Raw genomic sequence first — 22,649 nt, forward strand, 5'->3', positions numbered from 1 at the left:
TTTCCTTATCCCTTATTTTCCTTATCCCTTAGTGTCCAACAAATTCTCCTTAGAGAGAGAATGAATTGGACTCATAGGGAGAATGAATTGGACCTATGGGGAGAATTTTACGCAACCCGCTCAACCATTTAATCCGGCTATGATGCATACAAGTTCCTTCATTCTCGTCTCCATCTTTGGCCTAAGCGCTCTCCCATCCGGTGCTGCTCCGCTCCCTCTCATCGGAGAGGTTCACTCTGCGCATCAACTTGCGCAACGTCCGCGGCTCCGCAAGCTCCGGACGGACACGCTTCGCACCCTCGCCTCCGACGACAGTCTACTCTCTTGGCGCAAACAACTGTTGGAGCGTATTTCCGACGAACACCTCAACCGTGGAGTGGTGAACAGTGCCATCAGCGCCATTTCGGGACAGATTGCTGGTGTGAATGTGGGCGGTGGCGCAGCAGAACGTTTGGCGATGCTCACAAGCGTCCGCGTGCGCGGCAATAGTTCGATTATGGGTGGCAACAATCCCCTGGTCATCATCGACGGTATTTCCTCCGACCTCGCCACACTCAGTACGATTTACCCCTCCGACATTGAGAAGTTTGAAGTACTGAAAAACGCTTCTGAAACCGCACAATATGGTTCTCGCGGTGCTGCCGGTGTCATCCTCGTGACCACGAAAAAAGGGCGCGATGGCAAATTCCAGATTTCCTACGATGGCAACTGGGGATGGGAGCGCGTCTATCGCAACTTGGAGATGCTTTCTGCACATGAGTATGTGCAAACTGCGCAACAGCTCGGCCGCACTTACATCGATGGGGGGCACAACGTGGACTATACTGCCCTTCCCACACGGACAGGCGGCGTGCAAAACCATCACGTGGCCTTCTCCGGCGGCACGGCCGAATCCAACTACCGCGCATCTGTGGCCTACACCGGACGTGAAACCGTCATCCACCACATCGGCTACAACAACTTCGTGGCCAAACTCGACCTCACTCAGATGGCTTTCGACAATCACCTGACCATCGACTTCGGCATCTTCGGTTCTTCGCAAAACAGTCGCAACATCTCCGACCCGCAAGCCTTGTTCTATGCCGCGGCATCGCAAAATCCCACACTCTCTCCCGCGTGGAACGGCAGCGGATGGACCGTCAATCCCACCGCCAACCAAATTGCGGCGCCACAAGCCCGACTTCGGGTGAAAGACGAAGTGTTCAATCAAAACTTAAACTCGCATCTCTCGCTGAAAGTTCGTTTCTTGCCCGAACTCTCCTTCAAACTTTTCGGATCCTACACGTTTACTTCCACAGAGAATGCACAGTTCTCACCCACTTGGACGGCGGCGCAGGCCATGGCCGCACGCAGAGAGGAGAAGCACAAGGACTGGTTGCTCAACGCTTCCCTCAACTACGACAAGACCCTCGGTGTACACCACTTGACGGCTCAACTTTTGGGAGAATATCAAGAGAATGCCCTCACCGCTTTCGGAACAACGGTGCGCGGCTTCAACTACAACGATGCCGGGTTCAGCAATCTTGCACTCGGTGCGCTCCGCCCTTATGGCGGCACTTTCAGTTATGACGAATCCCCCCGTCTGGCGTCCTTCCTTTTCAATCTGAAGTACCACTTATATCGCAAGTACACCCTCGCCGTCAGCAGCCGCTGGGACGGCAGTTCGCTCGTCGGGAAAAATCACACGTGGGGACTTTTCCCCTCTGTTTCCGGCGAGTGGGACATCAAGGCAGAGCCGTTCTTGCGCGACTACTCTCCATTGTCGCAACTGACGCTCCGTGCCGGCTACGGTCTTTCGGGCAATCTCGGTGGCATCAGTGCCTACACCACCCTGCAACGTCTCGAACCGCTCGGCATTGTCCCCTACAACGGTACACCCACCGTGGCGCTGGGCCTGGCGCGCAACGCCAACCCCGACCTCACTTGGGAGAAGCGCAGCACCTTCAACGTCGGTGTCGCCATGGGCTGGTGGAACAATCGCTTCCTCCTCACCGCAGAGTTTTATCGCGCCCACATCTACGATATGCTCTATCAGTATGACGTGCCCATCCCACCCTTTACGGCCAGCAAACTCTTGGCCAACAACGGCAGTATGCGCAATGAAGGTTTGGAAGTCGGAACAGGACTGACGCCCATCCAGAGTCGCGATTGGGAGTTGAACGTCAATGTCAACCTCACTTGGTCGCGTAGCAAACTTCTGTCGCTCGATGGAGACTATCGCGGTTTTCCCCTGACCGCCCCGAGCATCACCAGTGTGGGCGGGCTCAATGGGGCCGGTTTTCACGGAGGCAACAACAATGTGCTCTATCAAATCGTAGGACAGCCCCTCGGTGTCTTCTACCTGCCCCACTGCACCGGTTTGGTCACCGATGCCGATGGGCATCGCCACTATGGCATTGCCGACTTGGACGACAATGGGCAGATAGACCTCTCCGATGGCGGCGATAGATACGTGGCCGGACAAGCCACACCCAAAATCATGCTCGGGTCGAACCTTTCGCTCCGCTACCGCGATTTCGACCTTTCGGTGCAAATCAACGGGGCGTTTGGTCACAAGATTTTCAATGGGACAGCGCTGTCCTACATGAACATGTCGAGCTTCCCGGCCTATAATGTGATGCGCGAAGCACCTGCTCAAAACATCCAAGACCAGGTGGCCACAGACTATTGGCTCGAGTCGGGCGATTATGTCAATATCGACTATGTCACTCTCGGATGGAACGTGCCGTTGCGCAGTCGCTACGTGCAAGGGTTGCGCTTCTCTCTAAGTGTGAACAACCTCGCCACCCTCACGTCTTACAGCGGTCTGACACCGATGATCAACAGCCACGTGTTCAACTCCACCATGGGCATAGACGACAAGCGCTCCATCCCCGTCTATCGCACTTATTCTGTCGGACTTAGTATTCAATTCTAATCTCTGTCGCCATGAAAAGCCTATCTACTTTACTGCTGCCGGCAATGGTGTTGCTGAGCAGTTGTCTAAATACGGAATCAGAAAGTCAATTGACCGAAGAAAGAGCCTTGAACAATGCCACCAACCTCTACATTACCAGCGTGGCTTCGCTTTATAACAATGTGGGGGGCACACAGGATGGAGAAGGGTTGCAGGGCACTTACCGCGGCGTCTACGACTACAACACCTTTACCACCGACGAGGCCATCATCCCCATCCGTGGCGGCGACTGGTACGATGGAGGGTTTTGGCAAAATCTCTATCTGCACAAGTGGACGGCCGATGATCCGGAACTGCAAACGATGTGGAACTATCTCTTCCGCACCGTGATGCGCTGCAACCATTCTCTCGAGTTGCTCCATCACCACAAGCAGTTGCTCACGCCCTCGCAGCAAATGGCCTACTCCTCCGAGGTACGCGCCCTCCGCGCCCTCTTCTACTATCAGCTCATGGACTTATTTGCCAGCGTGCCTCTCGTCACCAACACCGAAACGGCAGTGGAGCGTGTGCAACCTCGTTCGCGCAGCGAAATCTTTCGCTTCGTGATGGACGAACTTCAGGCGGCATTGCCTCATCTTTCGGCAGCCCACAGCAATCTCTTGGGCAATCACTATGGCCGCCTCACGCGCCCTGTGGCTCAATTCCTGTTGGCACGCTTGGCCCTCAATGCGGAAGTCTATATGGACGACGATTGGACGGACAGCACGCGTCCGAATGGCGCAAGCATCCAGTTCACCGTGGGAGAAAATTCCCTCAATGCCTGGCAAACGGTGGTCGCCTACACCGATTCGCTCGCGGCTTCTGGCTATGCGCTTGAGCCGTCCTATGCCGCCAACTTTGCCGTAGCCAACGAGCACTCACAGGAGAACATCTTCACCATACCGATGGACAAGACCCTCTACGCCAATGTTTTCAAAAATCTCTTTCGCACGCTCCACTACATCCACGGCGGCGCCTTGGCACGAGGGGCGGAAAATGGGAGCAGCGCAACGCGCACCACACTTACCGCCTTTGGTTATGCCACCCCTACACAAGATCCGCGATTCGCGCTCAATTTCTTTGCCGACACCGTGAAAGTAGACGGCAGAACGCTGAAGCAGGCCAATGGTGAAGCCTTGGTGTACCGTCCCGAAGCCATTCGCTTGCAACTCACCGGCTCGGAATATGAAAAAACAGCGGGCGCACGCATGTACAAGTATGAGATTGACCGCACGGCCTACGATGATGGCAAATTGCAAAACAATGATATTGTCCTCTATCGCTATGCCGATGCACTGCTCATGCGGGCAGAAGCGCAGATTCGTCAGGGTTCGAGTGGCGATGCTGCCCTCAATGCCGTGCGCGCTCGGGTGGGATTGCCGGCTCTCTCGGGTGCCACGCTCGAAGATGTACTGAAAGAGCGACTCCTCGAACTGGTTTGGGAAGGCACGCGCCGGCAGGACCTCGTGCGCTTCCATCGTTTCCACCAGCCCTACGAAGAGCGACCGCAATTGGAGAAAGAAGCCAACGCCTACACCACGGTGTTTCCCATCCCGGCGCGCTCCCTCCAGATGAATCGCTTGTTGAAGCAAAATCCAGGGTATTAAGTAGGTGTTCAACTTCCATTAGAAAACCCTCTATTTACATATAGACATCTCGTCGGCAAAATCCGCCACCAGATCCCAACTTTAACATGATTTTAACACCTATCCTCTGAGAGAGTTCCACCTACCTCAGAGGTAGTCTCAACCGGCTCTGAGATAAATTCATCTATCTCTGAACTAAATCCAATCCTCTCTGACACCGCAAAACGCCTCGTTTTCTCCCCTCGCACGCGCGCTACACACTACACAATATCCCTGCATTTTTCCTTCACTGCCTTCACCGTCCTGCGCAAACGCCTCAAAATCAGCACACAACGAAACCAAGTTTTTTTTACCTCCAAGACGAGGACCTATTTCCTTGCGGTGAAGGCAAATTTTCCCTTTGCCTTCACCCACAACACACTGAATGACAAGCATTTCACCCGACCGGTGAAGGATTGAAGGCAAAAAACACGAACTATATGGTATATACGCGCGTGCGCGCGAAGACCTGTATCCCTGTATCGTCTGGCTGATCTATCTGAGAAACGAGGTACAGGAGCAGGACGATGCACATTTCCTCGTACTTTCAAAATAGTTATGAATAAAACGTACTATTAGGTGGTTGATAAAAAAATAGGATTCCACAAGGAAGCCACATAAGAACAATCAAAAAAACAAATTTATGAGCAGTAGTATTTTTTTATCAGCATTTTTGCTTCTTGTGGTTGCAACAGGTTTTATCGTAGTTTTTTTCATAAGAAAGCATCCCGAGAAAATTTCTGGATTCAAATTGGAGGGTTCCGAGAATGATATCATCCAAAAAACAAAGTGGGTCAATTTACTATGTCGAATGATAGTCACTGGCAACAGTTTAACTTTAATCGGTGGAATAGTAGCTGTTTACTTGGAGAATGTTCTGATATTTTCATTATTAGTATCCTTACCTGTTCCTATTGGAATTGTATATGCATATAGTAAAAAAGATAGGCGGAATTATACAAGGAAAAGTAACAATAATAGCCTAATAATCGCTATTATATCTTTTTGCATTATACTTGAATTAGTTGGATTGTTGGCTGTTTCATGTCATGCGACTAGCAATTTAGATGTTGTCACGAATAAAGACGAATTGGTTATTAAAGGATTATATGGTACAAACATATCATATAGAAACATTAAAGAGATTGGACTAAAGAGTAATTTGCCAGATATAAAGTTTCGCTCTAATGGTTTTGCTGTAGGAAATACCAGATTAGGAAACTTCATTACCCTAAATGATTCACATATAATGTTGTTTACTCATTCAGACTCTTGTTTCATACGAATTGTCACGAAAAAAGACGAAATATATTATTTAAGTTGTCAGGAATCTGACGAAACTATTAAGATTTTCAACGAAATAAAAAAGCATTCGCGAAGTTATAAGATGTTTATTGCAACCCGTTGGCGGAATTAAATCAGAGCGTACTTAATCCTTCTTATGGGGTTGTTGTTCATGTAATTGATATATTGTAATGCACTCATCGCACTGATTTGTCCTACTACTCGGGCAAAAAGGCCGCAGGTTTCCTTGGTGTAGTTCCTGATGAGGAGAAACTGATCAGCAAGTTGCGAAAACAATGTTTCAACCCGCTTTCTTGCCTTTACAAAAGGGATGAGAGTGGGCTTTCGGTTCTTTTGGTTGAGCCTGTAGGGGCATTCAAGTCTGATGTCGTCCGTCTCGAAAAGGTCAAGTTGGACTTCCGCGCCAATGTACTCCTTGTCTCCAAAGATACTGCAATCGCGGTAAAGCGGCTTAATATCCTTCAGATAGTTGATGTCGTGTACACTCGCCTTGGAAAGGTCAATCGTACTTTCCTTGGAAGGCACAATAGTCAAAGTTCAGCGCACAAATCAGAGAAACGAGGCACAGGGCCGAGACGGCGTTTTTGGCCTTGAAAAATTAGGAGTTGGCAACCAAACTAGAAAGGCAAAATGGTGCAAAATGCAGGTTCTAGGCTTAAAAATTGACAAAACCCAAGGCATTAAAGGTTAGAAAAAGTTGCTTTTTAGCAACTTTATAACCTATATTTTCGCTAGAACGGAGCGAAAATTAGAGCGATGTTGTAAAATAAAAGATAAAGATTTAAGGTTTTGAGTTGATGAGGCTTTGAGTTGATGAGGTTGTAAGTTTATCAGTTTTTGAGTTCGTGAGTTGATAAGTTCGTGAGTTGATGAGTTTATAAGTTCTTGAGTTTGTGAATTGATGAACTTGTGAATTTGGGGTTGGTGAGCTTGTAAGTGGATGAGTAGATACATTCGGGAGTTGTTGGTTTTTCGTGAGCAGATTAGGCCCGTGAGTTGATTTGTACTACACACCATATACATTTGTACTACACTCCATATACATTAGTACTACACTGCATATACGCTTGTGTGGGCATTTCGGAGATAACAAACATCTCTCAATTTATAGAACCATTAAAAGTCAAGACGATTTCTTTATTATTTTATGCCCACAGCGCGTACAACTTGCCTAGTTTTTTCCTACTTTTGCATTATAGGTCGATGCCATTTTGCGGAAAAGTCCTTCATCGTACAAAAAAACAATAGAATATGGAAACGTGTGTTAAAGAGCTATTAGCACTGCTTGCCCACACCACGCAGGCGGCAGAAATAGAACGCGTGCTGCAACAAACCACAGCCCAACTGTTACACCATTATAAAATACGCGCGCGCGAGGTGGAACTCTATCCCATCGAACTAGAAAGTTATTTCTATCGCGCAGGCGTGTTCGAAGACCCATACGTGCACACCAACGAACTGCAAGCTAACCATTTTGGCGAGCTATATGTGCACCGCCGAGGCAAAGACGCCAGCTCGCCTTATAAGATGGACAATCGCGTTTGCATGGGCATTTCGCTCTCTGTAAACGCAAACTATTATTATTCGGCCCTTATTCGCAGCGCGGTGTTTGCCGATGGCACCATGGTTTTCGGTCCAAACAATGTGCTGATGCACTTCATGCGTGGCGTAAACGCATCGGCCAACCTCCTCGATGCGCACTTCTTCGACACGCATCACGCAGGCACATTCGCGCTTGCGCCCCTCTTTTATTGTGTTGAGGGGCAACAGGTGCTGTTTGAAGTTGATGCCGCTACCGACCCGCGCGACAAGTCGTACTTGATGTACGGTAGCCGAATAGGACTTGGCGATGCCGACCCGCACTACCAACAACTGCCCTTACGCGCCGCCATAGGCAAGCTTTCCACACCCTTCGCCTTCAAAGAGAAAACCCAACTGCTGAACAACTATTTGGCAGAACGCAAACTAAGGGGCGATGCTGCAAAACTACTGGCGAAAGAAATGCGCCAATAGTGTGTATCGGCAGTTGTTTAACAAGGGGGTACTATGCAAAAACAACTGTACGGTGTAACTTCGTTGCGCTCACACAAATCGCTTTTGCAGCCATCGCCTTACGGGTATATCGTAAAATTTAAGGCATACCCAAGCCAAGGCGATGCTGCCAAACACAAGGGCTAGGGCCTGCGGAATGGTTTGCGAAAAGGTAAGGTTGTTGTTCTTTACCCACGCATAATAGGTGTAGATAAAGGGGTAATGAACGATGTAAAGGGGATAAGAAATATCGCCAAGGAAGTTGCATACACGGGTAGAAAGGGCGTCGGTGGTTTGTCCCGATGCGCCCAAACAAACCACGAGCGGGAAAACCAACAGCACACAAAGGGCTTCGTAGATGCCGTTTGCCCAGATATGGTCTGCCCCGCCTATGCGCGGAGCGGCCGTAACAGCAACGATGGCCAAGGCGCACCACCAGAAAGCTCCGCGCACTTGCCATTTACGAAACACGCGCGAAAGCAGCAAACCCGCAGGGAAAGCAAACATCACGCGGAGCAATCCGCCCCAAAAGCCATAGTTGTAGAAGGTCCACCCTGCACCTAGATTGCCATACTCGTTGGTTATGGCGTAGCCAAACACCGCACCACCTGTGGCAAATACCAACATGGCAAGCCAACGCGTAGACAACTTGCGAATGGCCAACACATAGAGTAGGTTGGCTATATACTCGAAAAACAATGACCACGTAGGGCCATTAAGTGGAAAAATCTCGCCAAAACCACGTACCTCTACGCCTCCCCAAGCCGGCACTAGAAACATGTTTAGCAGCATGGCGAAGGCTAGAAGTACGATAGAAACCTCTGATACTTTCCAATATTCGCACCCTTGGGCGTAGAACATCAGTGCACCGAGAAGTGCTCCTACCACCACCATCGGATGCAACCGAATGAGCCTACGCTTGGTAAATGCCCAAACGCCCATTGTTGTGCAGCGGTCGTCGTAGGCATAACCGATAACGAAACCCGACAGCATAAAGAAGAAATCGACGGCCAAATAGCCGTGATTAACAACTTGGTCGAGAAAGTTTGTGGCAAAAGCCTCGCCTATATGGTAACAAATAACGACGAGGGCGGCAACACCGCGCAACCCGTCTAGCAAGTGATAGTGTGGTTTGGTGTCGGCAAAAGCTGCCACTGGGTTGTTGTTTGGGATCATTGGTGAAATTATGCGTTTGGTTTGTATTAGACACAAAGGTAAACAAAAAAGTACAAATAGCAAAACTTCGTTGAAACTATGGGGTAATTGCATTGGTGGCGTTAGGCTAATAGGATAAGTCTGACCAGTCTGACTTGTCCGAAAGCTAGAAACCCCAATTCGGTTTAAGGTCCCCTTCTTTTTACTCAGATTATAGTCCACAACGATTCTTTCGACCTTGTTGTAGGCCGAAGATTTATTCTTTCACTCAAGTAAATTTAGAAAAGTGTGAGCTGTTTCACTTCTGTTTCTCCCTCCATCTCAAACTCCATATTGATAGAGGGTTTTGTATCGTAGAAAGCATAAGCCGCCATTCCTGCCAAAAGATTGACAATAAAGTTTGAGACACTTCTGTGGCGGGTATGAACAATCTGTGCCACGTTCTTAAGCATATCATTTATGGTCTCAATTACACTCGCCTTGGAAAGGTAGTAGGAATGGATGACTCCACTTAAACCACAGATCACGTGAAGTTTATAGCCGAAGTAGTAGCTTCCTTGATTTGAACAGATTTGTAAGATTTCTGTCCGGAGGACACTCCTTTTCAGTCGGTCTGCTGAGCGAGAAATCCGACAGATTGCGACAAATCTTTTCCCATCTCTTTCTAACAAAGCCACCGCATCAAAACGAATGTTTTGATGCGGTGGCTTTGTTATTCTAAATGTGCGCTGAGCGATTACTTGCGGCTCTTGCCGTAGCGGCTCATGAACTTGTCTACGCGACCGGCAGTGTCGACGAGCTTGGACTTACCCGTGTAGAAGGGGTGAGAAGTCGAAGAGATTTCGAGCTTCACCAAGGGATAAGTTTCGCCTTCGAACTCGATGGTTTCAGACGTTTTGCAGGTGGAGCGAGAGAGGAACATATCGCCGTTGGACATGTCTTTGAAGACTACGGGGCGATAGTTTTCGGGATGAAGATCCTTTTTCATGTTGTTGGTGGTTGATTTGTTGTTCGTTTATGAATACTGACGCTTTTGGCCAATGTGCAGCCCGAGCGAACACGGTATGCGCCATTTGGATGAGGCCTCAGCGGTGTGCACGTGCGCGTCACGCACAGCGTTGGTCTAAATCGTGTGCAAAGATACGACATTCTGCATATTCTGCAAAGGGAATGCGCTGTCTTTTTGCGGTTTAAGGCGAAAACAAGGGTTTTCAAACCATTTTTTGCCAAATGGGCAAAGCAGGATAGGGGGCGGTCACGTCAATCTCGACATGCGAAACTGGATGCTCAAAACGAATATGACGCGCATGCAGACAGATGCTGCCATCGGGATTGGAGCGAGGAGCACCATATTTCAAATCTCCCCGAATGGGATAGCCGATGGCCGAAAGTTGACAGCGTATCTGGTGATGGCGCCCGGTGTGCAGGTGCACTTCCAGCAACTGCAAGCGGTCGCCCTGTCGCAGACGAGAGAGCAAGAGGCGAGCGAGCTTGCTGTCCTTCACTTCGCGAAGATGGGCGTAGGCTTTGTTTTGGCGTTCGTTGCGCGTGAGGTAGTGCACCACTTCTGTCGGTTCTGCACCGAGCGGAAAAGCAGGACGCCCCTCCACGGGCAGGAGGGAAGTGATGGCATGGTAGGTCTTCTGCACACGACCGGTGCGAAACAGTTCGTTGAGTCGGGTGAGCGCCTTGGAGGTGCGGGCATAGACCACTACCCCACTCACGGGACGATCCAAGCGATGGACGGTGCCGAGAAAGACTTCGCCGGGCTTGTGATACTTCTCTTTAAGATAGGCTTTGATGGCATCGGCCAGCGTGGCGTCGCCGGTTTTGTCGCCTTGCACAATCTCTCCTGCGGCCTTGTTTACGATGATGAGGTGGTTGTCTTCGTAGAGAACTTCCATAATCAGGAAAATACGAGAAAATAAAAGCGTGCCAACGCGCTGCAAGAAGAAGCACATGGGCACGCTGAAGAGGAAAAGCGCTACGGCTTACATGTTCATACCACCATCGACTTGGATGACCTGACCCGTCACATAGGAAGAGAGGTCGGAGGCGAGGAAGACAGCCACATTGGCCACGTCTTCGGCTTGTCCACCGCGACGGAGGGGAATCTTCTGCATCCAGTCCTTGCGCACGTCTTCGGGGAGCTGGTGGGTCATGGCCGTTTCGATGAAGCCGGGAGCAATACTGTTGGCACGAACGCCACGGCTGCCCATCTCTTGAGCCACACTCTTGGCCAAAGCAATCATACCGGCCTTAGAAGCGGAATAGTTGGCTTGACCGGCATTGCCGTGCACGCCCACCACGCTGGACATGTTGATGATGGAGCCACCACGCTGGCGCATCATGATGGGCAGACAGGCGTGGATGAAGTTGAAGGCCGACTTGAGGTTGACATTGATGACGGCGTCCCATTGGGCTTCGCTCATGCGGAGCATCAGGCCGTCTTTGGTGATACCGGCGTTGTTGACAAGGATGTCGATTTGGCCGAAGTCGGCATGAATCTTCTTCACGATTTCTTCAGTTTCGGCAAAGTCGGCAGCATTGGAGGCATAGGCCAGGCACTTCACGCCTTTGGCTTCAATTTCTTGGCGAGTGGCTTCGCCGTTTTCGTCGATGACGAGGTCGGTGAATGCGATATTTGCACCTTCTTCGGCAAAGCGAAGAGCGAGTGCCTTACCGATGCCGCGGGCAGCACCGGTGACAAGGGCGGTTTTACCAGATAAAAGTCCCATAAATGCTTATGATTATATGTGTTAAGTGTTTGGATTTCCTTTTTTGACGCCGAGAATGCGTTGAATCAAGCGCTCCACGACAGCCACACTGTCTTCCATCGAAAGCCCCTCGCCCAAGCGGTCGAACATGAAGGGGACCTCAATGCCCTTCACGGCATAGTGAATCACATCGGCCGTGAGATTGACGTGCTCAATGTCGAATATGCCCATCTCTTGGCCTTCTCGCAGGATGCTTCGGATGACGCGAATCTCTTCTAAGTCGAACTTGCGGCGCGCGCGCTCCACGAGGTTGATGTCGCGGAAGAACTCCGCACGCAGCGATCCGTTGCGTTTCACCACCTCCGTCACCAATTTCAAGTGACCGTAGACCAAGTTGAGGATTTTGCGCTCCGGCTCGATGGGCATCTGCACAATCTTGTCCATCTCTTCCGAGAGGTGTTCCAGTTCATACTCAATCACCGCAAGAAAGATTTCCTCTTTGTTGCGGAAGTAGGTGTAGAGCGTGCGACGCCCTTTCTGTGAGGCCACGGCGATGTCGTTCATCGTGGTCGCATCGATGCCTTGTTTGGCAAAGAGTTCTCGGGCCACCTCTATGAGTTTGTGTCGGGTTTTGCTGATGGACATAAGTGGAAGTCTCGATAAGAATGGTGCAAAGTTACGCATTTTTTCGCAAAGTGTGCAGTATGAAAACAACTTTTCCTACGCCGGTTCTCGCTGCCCGCGTAGGAAAAGGAGCTTTTGAAGTAGGCGCTCGGAGTGAATTGATAGTATCAAGAGCACTACGGTAGATTTTTAGCACCTACTTAACAACTGCGACAAATCATTTCGCGCATGATGTCGGCCATCAGCGGCTGCACCGCATTGGCGGCCTTTTGCACTTCCTCGTGGCTCACCTCCACGATTTTGCCCTCCACCCCTAAATCAGTGATGATAGAGATGCCAAACACGCGGATGCCGCAATGGCGTGCCACGATGACTTCGGGCACGGTGGACATCCCGACAGCATCACCGCCCAGCACACGATACATCTTGTATTCGGCCGGCGTTTCAAAAGTCGGACCGGATGTGCCCACATAGACGCCTTCCACGTGGGCGATGCCCTTCTCCTTCGCGATGGTGCGTGCAAGGTCGAGCAAGCCGCGGTCGTAGGCTTCGCTCATGTCGGGGAAGCGGGGGCCGGTGGGGAAGTTTTTACCACGGAGGGGATGTTCGGGGAAGAAGTTGATGTGGTCGGTGATGAACATGATGTCACCAATTTTGAAACCTTCGTTCGTCCCCCCGGAGGCGTTGGACACGAAGAGGGTCTGGATGCCGAGTTCGTACATCACCCGGACGGGGAACGTCACCTCCTTCATCGAGTAGCCCTCGTAGTAGTGGAAGCGTCCCTGCATGGCCAGCACTTCCTTTCCGCCGAGCCGTCCGAAAATCAAGCAGCCCGAATGCCCTTCGACCGTCGACACCGGAAAGTTGGGGATGTCGGCATAAGGAAAGGTTTCGATGACCTCGATTTCTTCGGCCAGTCGGCCTAAGCCTGTGCCCAGCACAATGGCGGTGGTGGGGCGCAGCGTGGTGTGTGATTTAATCCAAGCTGCTGTTTCTTGAATCTTTGCTAACATAGTTATATAAGGTGTTTATAAAAGCGTCTTCCTCATCAAAGAGGAAGCGCGGGGTGATGCGAATGGGGTGCAGACGCGAGGCGATGGCTTCGGGCAGATTGAGTTCGGCCAGGCGGACAGCGTCTTTTTGTGTGGTCAGGATGAGGGGATGAGCCTCCGCACGCTCAAGGATGCACCGACGGTCGGCGTCGGTGAAACGATGGTGGTCGGCAAAGTGGAGGTGTTCCACCTCAATGCCTTCTGCGGAAAGGTGCTCCAGCAGCGGTTCGGGATGCGCAATGCCTGTGATGAGCAACGCATCGGAAACTTTGGGCAGCGGGGCATACGCCAAGGTGGTGAAATAGACATCTTGATAGGGCAAAGGCGCTAAGGCTTGCAGCACCCGACTGCGGTCGGCACGCGACAAGTCCGATGGACATTTCGTCACGATGATGATCTGTGCGCGCTGTGCGCCACGCCGACTTTCGCGCAGCCGACCGGCCGGCAGCAGGTAGTCGTTGGCATAGAGGCAGCGATAGTCGGTGAGGAGGATGTTCATCCCCGGGCGGATGTAGCGGTGTTGAAAAGCGTCATCGAGCACGATGGCGTCCAAATCGGGCGCGGCCTCCAAAAGTCGCTCCACTCCCTTACAGCGATTTTCACTCACAGCACACAGCACTTGCGGCGTGTCGAAATGCAAACGCATTTGCAGCGGTTCGTCGCCCACCTCTGAGGCGGTGGAAGTTGTCATCACTCGGCGAAAACCACGTGTGGTGCGGCCATATCCGCGGGAGAGGATGCCCACTTTGCCGATGTGTGCCGTCAGCCGTTCCACAATCCATTCCGTGTGGGGTGTCTTCCCCGTGCCGCCGACAGCGAGGTTGCCCACACCGATGAGGGGCAGCGGAAACTGGCGGGAGGGCAACACACCGCGGTCGAACAGGGTGTTGCGCAGCGCCGTAACCCCGTGGTAGATCCAAGCGAGGGGAAGTAAAAGAGGCGTCATTGGAGGTTGGGAATAAAGAACATACGCGCTTGCAACGTGTTGTGCTGCTTTGCGTTGACCATAAACGAGAGCGGTTCGTAATACTGTCCCAACATGGTGCGCATTTTGCGCTCCATGTAGTCGTCCTGTTCGGTGGCTTTGGAGAACTGCTCAAACCAGCCGGGCTGGGCAGGATAGGTGGTCGCCTCGTAGTCTTTGAGTTTGCCAAGACGTGCCGCATACTTCACGGCATCTTCAAGCGAACCCAGTCGGTCTACCAAGCCGTTCTTCAACGCTTGATTGCCCGTCCACACGCGACCTTGGCCGATACGGTCTACATCGTCCAAGTTCATTTTCTTACCGGCTGCGGTACGCCCATTGGCTACACGCGTGATAAAGAGTTTGTAGCCGCGATTGACATGGCCTTGCAGCGCAGCTCCTTCGGTAGCATTGAAGGGACGACCCATACTGTAAAGGTCGGCACTTTCATTGGTTTTGACCACGTCGAAATTCAAACCAAGTTTTTGCGTAAGTAGTTCCGAGGCATCGGGAATCATACCGAAGATACCGATGGAGCCGGTCAGTGTGGCAGGTTCAGCAAAGATGTAGTTGGCCCCGCAGGCCATATAGTAACCGCCGGAAGCAGCCATTCCCCCCATCGAAACGACTACGGGCTTTTTCTTTTTCAGCAGTTGGACGGCACGCCACATTTGTTCACTGGCATAGGCGCTGCCGCCCCCCGAATTGATGCGCAGCACCACAGCCTTCACTTTTTTGTCGTTGGCCAAAGCATCCAGATCGCTCACCACCTTCGAACCGACAATCTCCTGCGAAGAGCCCATCATGGCGCCTGTGCCGGAGACATCGACAATCGACCCTTCGGCATAGTAGACGGCCACTTTGTCGTCGGCGCTCTTCGGTTGGGCCGTCAGGGCCAACTGGGTGGGCGTGACAAGTTTCGGAGCGACACCGCCCACGCGTTTACGCAGCACATCGCGCACTTGATCGACATAGAGCAAATCGTCCACCAAGCGTAGGCGCTTATAGTCCATAGCATCGGAGAAAGTGACATAACGGTCGGCATAAGCATTGAGGGAGTCGAGCGGCAAGCGACGAGATTGGCTCACTGCCGTGGCCACACCCTGCCAAATATCAGAGATAAAGGAGGATACCTGCGTGCGGTTGGCGTCGCTCATCCCTTTGAGGATGAAGGGTTCGACTGCACTCTTGTACGTGCCCACCTTAAACACCTGCATCTTCACACCGAGCTTTTCGAGAAGGCCCGTGTAGAAGATGGGCTGGCTCGCAATACCGTGCCAGTCGAGCATGCCCGCGGGGTTGAGATAGACCTTATCAGCCACGGAAGCCACATAATAACCGGCTTGCGTGTAGGAGTCGGCATAGGCCACGATGAACTTCTTCGATTTCTTAAACTCCACAAGGGCTTTGCGCAGCGCTTGGAGAGTTGCATAATCGGAGTCAAGCACACCGCTCTCTATATATATGCCATCGACATCGTCGTTGGTGGCCGCTTCGCGAATGGCGGTGAGGTAGTCGTCGAGGCCTTGCGAGGCGAGGGCGCTGTTGCCCATCAGTTCTGCGAGGGGATTTTCGGCATCGGCGCGGTCCTGAAGCGTACCGCTCAGATGGAGATGGAGCACACTGTGTGATTTGATGCTGCCGGGGTCGTCACTGAGCAGACCGACAGCCGTAATCATCACCATCGACATCACAAAAGTGAAAACACCGACCAACATTACGCCTACCATCGAGGCGAGGGTATATTTTATAAAGTCTTTCATATCAATCCTTGTCTTAATCTATGACCAATTCCACAGGGCAATGGTCGGAACCTAAAATTTCATTGTGAATGGCGGCCGAGCGCAGACGGTCGTTGAGGCGCTCTGAGGTTACAAAATAGTCGATGCGCCACCCTGTGTTGCGCTCGCGAGATTTGAAGCGGTAGCTCCACCAAGAGTAAGCGCCCTCCAAGTCGGGATGGAAAAAGCGGAACGTATCGGTAAATCCGCTTTGGAGCATCACCCCAAACTTCTCGCGCTCCTCGTCGGTAAATCCGGCGTTGCGGCGGTTGGTCTTGGGATTTTTTAAGTCGATTTCCTGATGCGCCACGTTCAGGTCGCCACAGAACACCACGGGCTTTCGGGCATCGAGGTCGAGGATGTAGCGGCGGAAGGCGTCGTCCCACGTCATGCGATAGTCCAAGCGCCGCAGTTCGTCCTGCGAGTTGGGGGTGTAGACGGTGACGAGATAAAGGTCGTCAAACTCAAGGGTGATGACGCGGCCTTCGTGGTCGTGCTCCTCCTGTCCAAGGCCGTAGGTCACGCTCAGCGGTCGAATGCGGGTGAAGATACAAGTGCCCGAATAGCCTTTCTTTTCGGCGTAATTCCAATAACTTTCGTAGCCGTCAAAGGCGATGTCTATTTGGCCTTCTTGCAACTTGGTTTCTTGCAGACAGAAGCAGTCGGCATCGAGCCGGGCAAAAGCTTCTTCAAAGCCTTTTTCGCGGCAAGCCCGCAAGCCGTTGACGTTCCAAGAGATGAATTTCATGCGATAGGGATAAAGGGAAAATCTATTTTTATTTTGTGCAAATATAGTGCTTTTCTCCGAAAGAAGGGCGGTTTTGCGCAAAAAGGTGCAGTTTTGCGCCCCTTCCGAAAGCAAAAAAGAGCGGACTACTTCTTGCGCGGCAGCAGGGCCGACTGCGGATTGCGCACACCGGCAGCACGATTCAGAAAAGCCTTGGCCGTGCCGAAACTCAGGTTCATGTCGAGGCGGATGGGCAGGTGGTTGGCATCGTCCGAGATGAAGAACTTCACGATTTCCTTCTCCTTGCCGTCCTCCTTTTCCATAAACGAGAAGACAAGGCAACGGTAGGTCTCACTCATCTTGTCGAGCTTCACGTTCTGCCGGCCGCGGAAGACGATGCTCTGGCGCGAAGTCCCGCCGCCGTCGGCAATGTTGAAATACTGCCGCGTACCGGGACGCCAGTCCGTCACGTCGTAGGAGCGCGCACGGAGCATCATCGACACCATGTCGTAGACACAGGTCGAGAAGGTGGCCTGCTTACGCTCGTTGCCGCGATAGTTCTTATTGACCGTCATGTCCACGGTGCACTTCCCACCGCTGTAGCTGTAGCGCACGTCGTCCACCCGATAGTACAACCCTTCGTGGGCGTGCTTGTTGAAAGCCAGCGGCACAAGCCCCGTGGTCGTATAGGCCGTGAGGGTGTCGCGCATCACGAAAAACTTGTCCGCGCGCCGATTGGTCGAGGTGATGAGATAAGTCCGATAGGCCGGTTTGCCGGCATAGGTCGTTTGCTTCACTTCCCACTTGGCCGTGCCCACCTTCACCCACACGAAACTCCAATTGAAGTAGAGATCGAAGTCGAGCGTTTCGCCGTCGGAGAAGGCGGTGTTCGTACCGCCGCACTGCGCCGAGGCCGCATTCCAGCCCAGGCAGAGAAGAAGAAAAGTCAGAAGGATTTGTTTCATAAGAAAGAGGATGAGATATGAATAAAGTCGGATGCACTACCCCCGAGAAGCGGCAGCGCGGGAGAGTTGATAGCTGTTCCACAGGTTGTGCCAAACGCTGTAGAAACCGCCCGCGATACTGCTCACGGGGTCGAAAAAGGTGTAGCCCGCCCAGATGAGAAACACCGTGTTCTTCTGCCCCAGCGCCTGACCGCCCGCAATGGGGTTGCCGTGGCTGCGGCCGATGCTCCGCCCAAGGGCAAACTGCACAATGCACGCTCCCAGGCTCACGGCTCCGATGGCCAGCAGCGTGCCCACGGCCGCTCTCGTGGTCATCAGCGCATGGGTGCTCACGGTGATGGCCAGCGCCAGGCTCACCGCCCAAAGGTAGAAGGCGAAATCCTTCAGCTCGAGGATGCGGCGGTGCACCCCTTTGAAAAGAAAGCGCACCAGCAGCGCGGCAAAGAAAGGGAGGATGAGCATCGGGAAAATCCGCCCCATGATGAGGAAAAACGAGGTGAAAAAGTCCAACTCCGGATGCGGTGCCACCCACGGCACAACGGCCGGCACACTGAGCGCCACGGCAAGGTTGATGAGGATGGTGTAGGTCGTGAGTCCCTCGATGTCGCCCCCGAGTTTGCCGGTCACGACCACCGCTGCCGTGGCCGTGGGACAGATGAAGCAAAGCATCGCCGCTTCGACCACGGGCGCAGGAACAAGCGCAGGAAAGGCACGCAGCAACGCGGCCGATGCCACAAACGCGCCACACTGCACCACAAGATGCACCGCGTGCCAACGGCGCGGCACGAGATGATGAGGGTCGACCTTGCAAAAGGTCACGAAGAGCATCGTGAAGATGAGCACAGGCTGCACCGCCTTCACCGCCCCCAGTGCCGACGGCAGCAGACGCGCACCAAAAGGCATCGCCATCCAAGCAAAATAGAGCGCGGCGCCCACCACGATGGCGATGGCGAGCATCCAGGTGCGAAGAAATCGTTTCATAGGGTCGGAAAAGAAAAATAGGACAAAAGGGCGAATTCCCTCCAAAGGCATCGGCAATCGGAATGCGGTTTCCTCGCATTCCGGCTACTTCCCTCGTGCATTGTGAAGCGCGCCTAGGCAAAACTCCATGCGCATGGCGTTCAAACGCCAATAGTATGGCGTTGCATCGCCAATAGTATGAAGTTTTGTTGACGACAACAACCTCGGTGTACAAAGTACTTATCGAGAATAGTCGTAAGTATCTATTTCTTCATCGAAAGTGAGAGGAGCAGTGTAGCCTCGCTCGCGAAATAGGGCAACAAGGCCCTCTTGCTCCTCCGGAGTAAGCCATCGTTTGCAATGCGCTGTGCGATAGTAGCTGCCTTCGCTGCCAAGAAATGACAACACAGCATTGCGCAGCCCTTGCGCATCGCAGTGTTTCACCTCATCGTAGAGGTGCGAAAATCCGCGCGCCAGATGTACCACGCGCGGCTCCACAAAGTGAGCGCATTTGTCCTGCTTGCGCGCGGTGGGAAAGACGGCCATCCCCATCGTGGGCGGTGGCTCCTTGGGGTCGGCCTCGATGAGCATCTGCCCTGTGAGATGGCGCAGACATTGTTCGCGCTGTGGACATTCAGGGTCAAAGCAATGTCCCCACATTTTGGGGATTTGCTGAAATAAAGGTGTGGTAGGCATTAGTAGGCATTAGTAGGATATAGATGACATTAGGTTGAAAATCAATCGCCGGCTTTACCCTTTTCCTCCTTCGAGCTTCAACATCTCGTCGCGGAGCTGGGCCGCGGTGACGAAATCGAGTTCGGCCGCGGCAGCCTTCATCGCATTGCGGAGGGTCTCAATGCGCGCCAGGCGGTCGGCCTCATCGAGGACGGGCGAGGGAGCGGCTTTGCCTTCGAGCCGGGAGGGGTGAAGCCGCTTTCCGCCATAGCCGGCAGCCGCTTCGGCCGCTTGCAGCACTGCTTCGGCCTGCGGGGTGTAGCCGCTCTTGGCAGTGCGGGGCGCAAGGTCGGTGGTGCGCGCTTCCACGCGGTCCTTGCCCAACTGCCCGAGTTGGCTGGGCGCACTCGCCTTTCGGATTTGGGTGGGCGTGATGCCGTGCTGCGCATTGTAGTCCATCTGCTTGATGCGGCGGCGGTTGGTCTCGTCGATGGTGAGCTGCATGGAGCGCGTGATGCGCTTGGCATACATGATGACGCGGCCGTTGACATTGCGCGCCGCGCGGCCGGCGGTCTGCGTCATCGAGCGACGATCGCGGAGAAATCCCTCTTTGTCGGCATCGAGGATGGCCACCAGCGCCACTTCGGGGAGGTCGAGCCCCTCGCGAAGGAGATTGACGCCCACCAGCACCTGATAGACACCGGCACGGAGGTCTTCCATGATTTGCACCCGTTCAAGGGTGTCGATGTCAGAATGGATGTAGGCCGTGGCGATACCGAAGGAGAGAAGGTATTCCGACAGTTCTTCGGCCATGCGCTTGGTGAGCGTGGTGACGAGGGTGCGCTCATCATGGGCGATGGCGATGCGGATTTCTTCGAGCAGGTCGTCGACGGGGAAGTCGGTGTCGCGCACCTCGATGGGCGGATCGAGCAGGCCCGTGGGGCGGATGACTTGGTCGACAAAGGTGCCGCCAGCCTGCGCGAGTTCGTAGTCGTCGGGGGTGGCACTGACATAGATGACCTGCCGCGCCAAGGATTGGAACTCTTCAAACTTCAGCGGACGATTGTCCAGCGCTGCGGGCAGGCGGAAGCCATAGCCCACGAGGGCCTCCTTGCGCGAGCGGTCGCCGCCGTACATGGCACGGATTTGCGGGATGGAGACGTGGCTCTCGTCGATGACGATGAGAAAGTCGTCCGGAAAGAAATCGAGCAGGCAGTACGGACGTGTGCCGGGGGAGCGTCCGTCGAAATAGCGCGAATAGTTTTCGATGCCCGAACAGTGGCCGAGTTCGCGTATCATCTCTATGTCGTAGTTCACACGCTCTTCGAGACGTTGGGCTTCGAGGTCTTTGTGTTGCTCCTTGAACCACTGCACCTGCTCCACGAGGTCGTCCTGGATTTGGCGGATGGCGAGTTCCTGCGTTTCTTTGGAGGTGAGGAAGAGGTTGGCGGGGTAGACTTTATATTCGTCAAACGCACCGATACGTTGCCCCGAAAGACTGTCGACCTCTTCGATGCTGTCGATTTCGTCGCCCCAGAAATTGACGCGCAGCACATCGTCGGAGTAGGCGAGGAAGATGTCCACTGTGTCGCCCTTCACGCGGAAGTTGCCGCGTTGCGGTGCCACGTCGTTGCGGGAGTAGAGGCTGTCCACCAAGCGGCGCAGGAGGACATTCATCGCGATGCGTTGGCCGGTGCGCAGGAGGATGACGTTTTCGTAGAATGCCGAGGGGTTACCCATACCGTAGATGCAGCTCACCGACGACACCACCACCACATCTTTGCGCCCCGAGAGCAAAGCCGAAGTAGCCGCCAGGCGGAGCTTGTCAAGGTCGTCGTTGATGGCGAGGTCCTTTTCGATATAAGTGTCGGTCGAGGCGATGTAGGCTTCGGGCTGATAGTAGTCATAGTAGGAGACGTAGTATTCCACCGCGTTGTGGGGGAAGAAACCTTTCATCTCGGTGTAGAGTTGGGCCGCCAACGTTTTATTGTGGGAAAGGATGAGGGTAGGTTTTCCGGCGTTGGCAATGACGTTGGCGATGGTGAAGGTTTTTCCCGAGCCTGTCACGCCGAGGAGCACTTGCGCCGGTTCGCCGGCCTTCACGCCTTCCGTGAGTTGGCGTATGGCTTCGGGCTGGTCGCCCATCGGGCTGTAAGGGGAGGTGAGTTGAAAAGCTGCCATAATGTTCTGTTGTGGGGAGCGGGTGAAGTGGGTGTTCAAAATGAATTGATACTATATTTGTTTCATTTTTTCGATGGTGTCAAGGTAGAGAATACCTTATGCAGAAGATAGTTACGATTAACTTTGAAGACCTACTTAATAGCGACAAAGTTACGAAAAAAAACAACGCCGCCCCGTTTTGGCTATAAGAAAAGCGGCGGCAGGCGCTCATTTGCACCTGCCGCCGCGTAGGCAGAGATTGAAGATGCCTTGTCGCATCGGGGCAGCACAGCCGCCCTTGATCAAGGCCTACAACTTACGCTTAAACACGACGTTCATAAACGTCTTCTCCGTCACATCGGGGGCTGCCGAAACGAGCTTGTAACTCAGGATACCGGTAGCCGTCATGGCTACGTTGGTAAACACCGCCTTGTCATAGTACGTCACGTAATACTCCAAGTCCGTCTTCGCCACCACCGGCAGACCGGTAGCCCCCGGGCTCTGCACCGCTGGCGCTGGCGGAGTGGGAATGCTCGAGGGGTTGAACTGGTCGGTGTAGAGTTTGTACAGATCAATGGTGAAAGTCTGCGTTCCCGAATTATAACTCGGGTCGGTCGTTTCGACGGGAAGCAGCACGCTGGGCATGTAGAAGAACAAGGGCCAAGCCGCGTTCATCACGCCCAACACGCCTTGTTCATTGGTGACGACCACCTTGTTGGGGGCGAAGTTGGTGCTCTTTCCGGCATCGTAACTGCCTGAGGTGTTCGTCGTCACGCCCTCCCCCGTTTTGGGGAGGGTCTGGATACGGACGGAGCCTTGCACATCAAGTTCTTCAGTCGGAGTGCGCGTGTTCACACCGACGCGTTCTGTTTGAGCGACCAGGCCCAGAGAGAAGGTGAGAAGCCCCAAGACAAGGGCTGATTTTCTGAGTTTCATATCAGTTGCTATTTTTGTGGTTTGTATGTGGAATGTG

At 53.1% G+C, this 22,649-nt stretch carries 18 protein-coding genes and 2 pseudogenes; 4 read left to right on the forward strand and 16 right to left on the reverse strand.

What is annotated here, in order from left to right; all coding sequences use genetic code 11:
* Window positions 1-139: 139 nt before the first annotated feature.
* The 3 genes from H8527_RS00630 to H8527_RS00640 all read left to right on the forward strand — a co-directional run bounded on the left by H8527_RS00630 (window position 140) and on the right by H8527_RS00640 (window position 5,977).
* Window positions 140-2,917 carry a SusC/RagA family TonB-linked outer membrane protein gene (locus tag H8527_RS00630; RefSeq protein WP_255498478.1) on the forward strand — a complete coding sequence of 926 codons (2,778 nt, stop codon included), beginning with the start codon at window positions 140-142 and terminating at the stop codon, window positions 2,915-2,917.
* Between the two features lie 11 nt (window positions 2,918-2,928).
* Entirely contained in the window at window positions 2,929-4,542 is a 1,614-nt protein-coding gene (locus tag H8527_RS00635) for a RagB/SusD family nutrient uptake outer membrane protein (RefSeq protein WP_187544748.1), read from the forward strand.
* Between the two features lie 661 nt (window positions 4,543-5,203).
* On the forward strand, window positions 5,204-5,977 hold the full coding sequence (locus H8527_RS00640) for a PH domain-containing protein (protein ID WP_187544750.1): 774 nt from the start codon (window positions 5,204-5,206) through the stop codon (window positions 5,975-5,977).
* Here H8527_RS00640 and H8527_RS00645 read toward each other — a convergent pair.
* Window positions 5,974-6,372: pseudogene (locus H8527_RS00645) on the reverse strand (transposase); the annotation flags it as partial. The gene H8527_RS00640 and the pseudogene H8527_RS00645 sit on opposite strands and share 4 nt — an antisense overlap.
* Before the next feature lie 744 nt (window positions 6,373-7,116).
* Here H8527_RS00645 and H8527_RS00650 point away from each other — a divergent pair.
* Window positions 7,117-7,878: a hypothetical protein gene (locus H8527_RS00650; protein WP_187544752.1), complete on the forward strand. Its 762-nt coding sequence runs from the start codon at window positions 7,117-7,119 to the stop codon at window positions 7,876-7,878.
* Window positions 7,879-7,947: 69 nt separating this feature from the next.
* Here the strand turns inward: H8527_RS00650 and H8527_RS00655 are convergent, their stop codons facing one another.
* The 15 genes and pseudogenes from H8527_RS00655 to H8527_RS00725 all read right to left on the reverse strand — a co-directional run bounded on the left by H8527_RS00655 (window position 7,948) and on the right by H8527_RS00725 (window position 22,612).
* On the reverse strand, window positions 7,948-9,072 hold the full coding sequence (locus H8527_RS00655) for an acyltransferase (RefSeq protein WP_187544753.1): 1,125 nt from the start codon (window positions 9,070-9,072) through the stop codon (window positions 7,948-7,950).
* 257 nt (window positions 9,073-9,329) lie between these two features.
* Window positions 9,330-9,611, reverse strand: a pseudogene (locus H8527_RS09675) (transposase); the annotation flags it as partial.
* A 176-nt stretch (window positions 9,612-9,787) separates the two neighbouring features.
* Window positions 9,788-10,039, reverse strand: coding sequence for a type B 50S ribosomal protein L31 (locus tag H8527_RS00665; protein ID WP_124932112.1), 252 nt, complete (start codon window positions 10,037-10,039; stop codon window positions 9,788-9,790).
* Window positions 10,040-10,262: 223 nt separating this feature from the next.
* Window positions 10,263-10,955, reverse strand: coding sequence for an RluA family pseudouridine synthase (locus H8527_RS00670; protein WP_187544757.1), 693 nt, complete (start codon window positions 10,953-10,955; stop codon window positions 10,263-10,265).
* 87 nt (window positions 10,956-11,042) lie between these two features.
* Window positions 11,043-11,789, reverse strand: coding sequence for a 3-oxoacyl-[acyl-carrier-protein] reductase (gene fabG, locus H8527_RS00675; protein WP_187544759.1), 747 nt, complete (start codon window positions 11,787-11,789; stop codon window positions 11,043-11,045).
* A 21-nt stretch (window positions 11,790-11,810) separates the two neighbouring features.
* A complete protein-coding gene (locus H8527_RS00680) occupies window positions 11,811-12,413 on the reverse strand; it encodes a TetR/AcrR family transcriptional regulator (RefSeq protein WP_187544761.1) in 603 nt (200 codons plus the stop codon).
* A 179-nt stretch (window positions 12,414-12,592) separates the two neighbouring features.
* Window positions 12,593-13,405, reverse strand: coding sequence for a purine-nucleoside phosphorylase (locus tag H8527_RS00685; RefSeq protein ID WP_187544763.1), 813 nt, complete (start codon window positions 13,403-13,405; stop codon window positions 12,593-12,595).
* Complete coding sequence (lpxK, locus tag H8527_RS00690; RefSeq protein WP_187544765.1) at window positions 13,368-14,390, reverse strand: tetraacyldisaccharide 4'-kinase; 1,023 nt, start codon at window positions 14,388-14,390, stop codon at window positions 13,368-13,370. The genes H8527_RS00685 and lpxK overlap by 38 nt, the downstream gene beginning before the upstream one ends.
* A complete protein-coding gene (gene sppA, locus H8527_RS00695; RefSeq protein WP_187544766.1) occupies window positions 14,387-16,171 on the reverse strand; it encodes a signal peptide peptidase SppA in 1,785 nt (594 codons plus the stop codon). The genes lpxK and sppA overlap by 4 nt, the downstream gene beginning before the upstream one ends.
* A 13-nt stretch (window positions 16,172-16,184) precedes the next feature.
* Entirely contained in the window at window positions 16,185-16,937 is a 753-nt protein-coding gene (locus H8527_RS00700; protein ID WP_187544768.1) for an exodeoxyribonuclease III, read from the reverse strand.
* A gap of 125 nt (window positions 16,938-17,062) precedes the next feature.
* A complete protein-coding gene (locus H8527_RS00705) occupies window positions 17,063-17,881 on the reverse strand; it encodes a DUF3108 domain-containing protein (RefSeq protein WP_187544770.1) in 819 nt (272 codons plus the stop codon).
* A gap of 36 nt (window positions 17,882-17,917) precedes the next feature.
* Entirely contained in the window at window positions 17,918-18,862 is a 945-nt protein-coding gene (locus H8527_RS00710) for a transporter (RefSeq protein WP_187544771.1), read from the reverse strand.
* A 219-nt stretch (window positions 18,863-19,081) separates the two neighbouring features.
* A complete protein-coding gene (locus H8527_RS00715) occupies window positions 19,082-19,537 on the reverse strand; it encodes a DUF6078 family protein (protein WP_187544773.1) in 456 nt (151 codons plus the stop codon).
* A gap of 54 nt (window positions 19,538-19,591) precedes the next feature.
* Window positions 19,592-21,697, reverse strand: a complete 2,106-nt coding sequence (gene uvrB / locus H8527_RS00720; protein WP_187544775.1) for an excinuclease ABC subunit UvrB — start codon at window positions 21,695-21,697, stop codon at window positions 19,592-19,594.
* A 288-nt stretch (window positions 21,698-21,985) separates the two neighbouring features.
* The gene (locus H8527_RS00725) at window positions 21,986-22,612 is read right to left on the reverse strand and encodes a hypothetical protein (RefSeq protein WP_187544776.1); all 627 of its coding nucleotides are present in this window, start codon (window positions 22,610-22,612) and stop codon (window positions 21,986-21,988) included.
* Window positions 22,613-22,649 lie beyond the last annotated feature (37 nt).

The sequence above is a fragment of the Alloprevotella sp. Lung230 genome (assembly GCF_014385435.1).
GTDB lineage: Bacteria > Bacteroidota > Bacteroidia > Bacteroidales > Bacteroidaceae > Alloprevotella.

Bases quoted from the DNA above. Each gene is read 5' to 3' on its own strand.
- H8527_RS00640 (WP_187544750.1), top strand. From the start codon at position 5,204: ATGAGCAGTAGTATTTTTTTATCAGCATTTTTGCTTCTTGTGGTTGCA.
- H8527_RS00700 (WP_187544768.1), bottom strand. From the start codon at position 16,937: ATGAAATTCATCTCTTGGAACGTCAACGGCTTGCGGGCTTGCCGCGAA.
- H8527_RS00710 (WP_187544771.1), bottom strand. From the start codon at position 18,862: ATGAAACGATTTCTTCGCACCTGGATGCTCGCCATCGCCATCGTGGTG.
- fabG (WP_187544759.1), bottom strand. From the start codon at position 11,789: ATGGGACTTTTATCTGGTAAAACCGCCCTTGTCACCGGTGCTGCCCGC.
- H8527_RS00685 (WP_187544763.1), bottom strand. From the start codon at position 13,405: ATGTTAGCAAAGATTCAAGAAACAGCAGCTTGGATTAAATCACACACC.
- H8527_RS00680 (WP_187544761.1), bottom strand. From the start codon at position 12,413: ATGTCCATCAGCAAAACCCGACACAAACTCATAGAGGTGGCCCGAGAA.
- H8527_RS00705 (WP_187544770.1), bottom strand. From the start codon at position 17,881: ATGAAACAAATCCTTCTGACTTTTCTTCTTCTCTGCCTGGGCTGGAAT.
- H8527_RS00665 (WP_124932112.1), bottom strand. From the start codon at position 10,039: ATGAAAAAGGATCTTCATCCCGAAAACTATCGCCCCGTAGTCTTCAAA.
- lpxK (WP_187544765.1), bottom strand. From the start codon at position 14,390: ATGACGCCTCTTTTACTTCCCCTCGCTTGGATCTACCACGGGGTTACG.
- H8527_RS00670 (WP_187544757.1), bottom strand. From the start codon at position 10,955: ATGGAAGTTCTCTACGAAGACAACCACCTCATCATCGTAAACAAGGCC.
- sppA (WP_187544766.1), bottom strand. From the start codon at position 16,171: ATGAAAGACTTTATAAAATATACCCTCGCCTCGATGGTAGGCGTAATG.
- H8527_RS00655 (WP_187544753.1), bottom strand. From the start codon at position 9,072: ATGATCCCAAACAACAACCCAGTGGCAGCTTTTGCCGACACCAAACCA.
- H8527_RS00630 (WP_255498478.1), top strand. From the start codon at position 140: ATGATGCATACAAGTTCCTTCATTCTCGTCTCCATCTTTGGCCTAAGC.
- H8527_RS00715 (WP_187544773.1), bottom strand. From the start codon at position 19,537: ATGCCTACCACACCTTTATTTCAGCAAATCCCCAAAATGTGGGGACAT.
- H8527_RS00725 (WP_187544776.1), bottom strand. From the start codon at position 22,612: ATGAAACTCAGAAAATCAGCCCTTGTCTTGGGGCTTCTCACCTTCTCT.
- H8527_RS00650 (WP_187544752.1), top strand. From the start codon at position 7,117: ATGGAAACGTGTGTTAAAGAGCTATTAGCACTGCTTGCCCACACCACG.
- H8527_RS00635 (WP_187544748.1), top strand. From the start codon at position 2,929: ATGAAAAGCCTATCTACTTTACTGCTGCCGGCAATGGTGTTGCTGAGC.
- uvrB (WP_187544775.1), bottom strand. From the start codon at position 21,697: ATGGCAGCTTTTCAACTCACCTCCCCTTACAGCCCGATGGGCGACCAG.